The 2,318-nt window shown below is 66.6% G+C and carries 2 protein-coding genes; one reads left to right on the forward strand and one right to left on the reverse strand.

All coding sequences use genetic code 11. The annotated features are described in order from the left end of the window. Positions 1–24: 24 nt before the first annotated feature. Positions 25–624, reverse strand: coding sequence for a TetR/AcrR family transcriptional regulator (locus HLK59_RS49585; RefSeq protein ID WP_171148265.1), 600 nt, complete (start codon positions 622–624; stop codon positions 25–27). A gap of 120 nt (positions 625–744) precedes the next feature. Between HLK59_RS49585 and HLK59_RS49590 the strand changes: the two genes are divergently transcribed. Beyond that, positions 745–2,318, forward strand: a 1,574-nt coding sequence (locus HLK59_RS49590; RefSeq protein WP_171148264.1) for an MDR family MFS transporter, incomplete at its 3' end; no start/stop codon positions are given.

The raw sequence follows: 2,318 nt of genomic DNA on the forward strand, positions 1-2,318 counted from the left end.
GTTCGGGGCAGGTCCGGGGGCGGCCTAAGGGTTCTTGCGGTTGCCTTCGTGGGCCTGGGTCACCAGGTCCGACGCCACCTCCAGGACCGCCCTGCGCTTCTCCTCGGGGTCGCCCGCCAGGTCCTGGAGGAGGAACATCCCGGCGTGCAGGGTGAAGATCGCGCTGGTGTAGCGGACCTGGTCGACCAGGTCGGCCTCCGGGTCGATCATGATGTCGCGCAGCCCCTGCATGCGCTCCTTGAAGGTCTCGCCGACCCGCAGTTCCCGTACGGTCGCCTGGTTCTCCTGCATGAAGCGGAACAGGGGGGCGGCGTTGGCGAGGATGTCGCTGTAGCGCCGTACGATCTCCTGCTTCGTCTCCAGGCTGTGCGGCTGCTGCCTGCCCCACTCGATCAGGTCGAGGATCGGCTGGGTCAGATCGTCGAAGATGCTGACCAGGATCTCTTCCTTGGTCTTGAAGTGGTAGTAGAGCGCCGCCTTGGTGACGTCCAGGCGCTCGGCGATCTCGCGCAGCGAGGTCTTCTCGTAGCCCTGCTCGGCGAAGAGTTCGAGCGCCACATCCTGGATGCGCTGGCGGGTGTCCCCGCGGCGCCGCTGCTTGGTGCCGTCCATGGTGCCGCCCATTCTCCGTGAAGCCATCGGCTTTGAGCAAAACTTACTTGACGCCCGGCTAGTTACGGGTCTACCTTCCCCAGTGTAGTCAACTTGCCGGGCGGCAAGTAAGTAGCTGGGGGAGTGGGCGTGATGGCGGACACACAGACGGCGGTCGAGCCGGAAGACGACAAGCAACCGAAGAGTGTGCGGGTCGTCCTGCTCGCTCTGATGATCACGATGATGCTGGCGATGCTCGACAACATGATCGTGGGCACCGCGATGCCGACGATCGTCGGTGAGCTGGGCGGGCTCGAACATCTGTCGTGGGTCGTCACGGCGTACACGCTGGCGACCGCGGCCTCCACCCCGCTGTGGGGGAAGATCGGTGACATGTACGGGCGCAAGGGCGCCTTCATGTCGTCGATCGTGCTCTTCCTGATCGGGTCCGCGCTCAGTGGCATGGCCCAGGACATGGGCCAGCTCATCGGGTTCCGGGCCGTTCAGGGCCTTGGCGCCGGTGGTCTGATGGTCGGTGTCATGGCGATCATCGGTGACCTCATTCCGCCCCGGGAGCGGGGCAAGTACCAGGGCATGATGGCCGGCGTCATGGCGCTCGCCATGATCGGCGGGCCGCTGGTCGGCGGCACCATCACCGACCACTGGGGCTGGCGCTGGGCCTTCTACATCAACCTGCCGCTCGGTGTCGTCGCGCTCGCCGCGATCAGCGCGGTGCTGCATCTGCCGAAGAAGCGGGCGCAGGCGCGGATCGACTACCTCGGTGCCGGGCTGCTGACCGTGGGCATCACCGCGATCGTGCTGGTCACCACGTGGGGCGGTACGGAGTACGCCTGGTCCTCCGCGCGGATCATGGAGCTCATCGGTATCGGTGTCGCCGCGCTGATCGGGTTCGTGTTCTGGCAGACCAAGGCCGCCGAGCCGGTGGTGCCGCTGCACATCTTCCGCAGCCGCAACTTCACGCTGATGTCCCTCATCGGCTTCATCACCGGGTTCGTGATGTTCGGTGCGACGCTGTTCCTGCCGCTGTACCAGCAGTCCGTGCAGGGGGCGTCCGCGACCAACTCCGGGCTGCTGCTCCTGCCGATGCTCGGTGCGATGCTCGTGACGTCGATGGTGGCCGGGCGGGTCACCACGAACACCGGGCGGTACAAGGTGTTCCCCGTCGTCGGCAGTGTGCTGATGGTCGTCGGGCTGTACCTGCTGTCGCTGATGGACACGGACACCTCGCGGTTCACGTCCGGGGTGTACATGGCCGTCGTCGGGCTCGGTATGGGCTGTCTGATGCAGATCACCATGCTGGTGGCGCAGAACAGCGTCGAGATGAAGGACATGGGCGTCGCGTCCTCGTCCACGACGCTCTTCCGAACGCTGGGTTCCTCCTTCGGTGTCGCGATCATGGGTGCGCTGTTCAACAGCCGGGTCCAGGACGTCATGGCCGAGCGGGGTGGGGCGATCGGGGCGAAGCTGACCGAGTCGCAGGCGCAGTTGGATGCGGCGAGTCTGGCGAAGCTGCCGGACGCTGCCCGTGAGGCGTATCAGCACGCGGTGTCGGCCGGTACGCACTCGGCGTTCCTGCTGGGGGCTGTGGTGGCGGTGCTGGCGCTGGTCGCGGCGGTGTTCGTGAAGGAGGTTCCGTTGAAGGGGGCGGGGCCGAAGGCGGGGGCGGAGGAGGCGGCGGCGCCGATGCAGGTTGTCGAGGCCGTCTG

Source organism: Streptomyces sp. S3(2020), assembly GCF_013044505.1.
Taxonomy (GTDB): domain Bacteria; phylum Actinomycetota; class Actinomycetes; order Streptomycetales; family Streptomycetaceae; genus Streptomyces.

What these genes read in the sequence shown, in the direction of transcription:
- HLK59_RS49585 (WP_171148265.1), bottom strand. Translation starts at nt 624, where the DNA reads ATGGGCGGCACCATGGACGGCACCAAGCAGCGGCGCCGCGGGGACACC.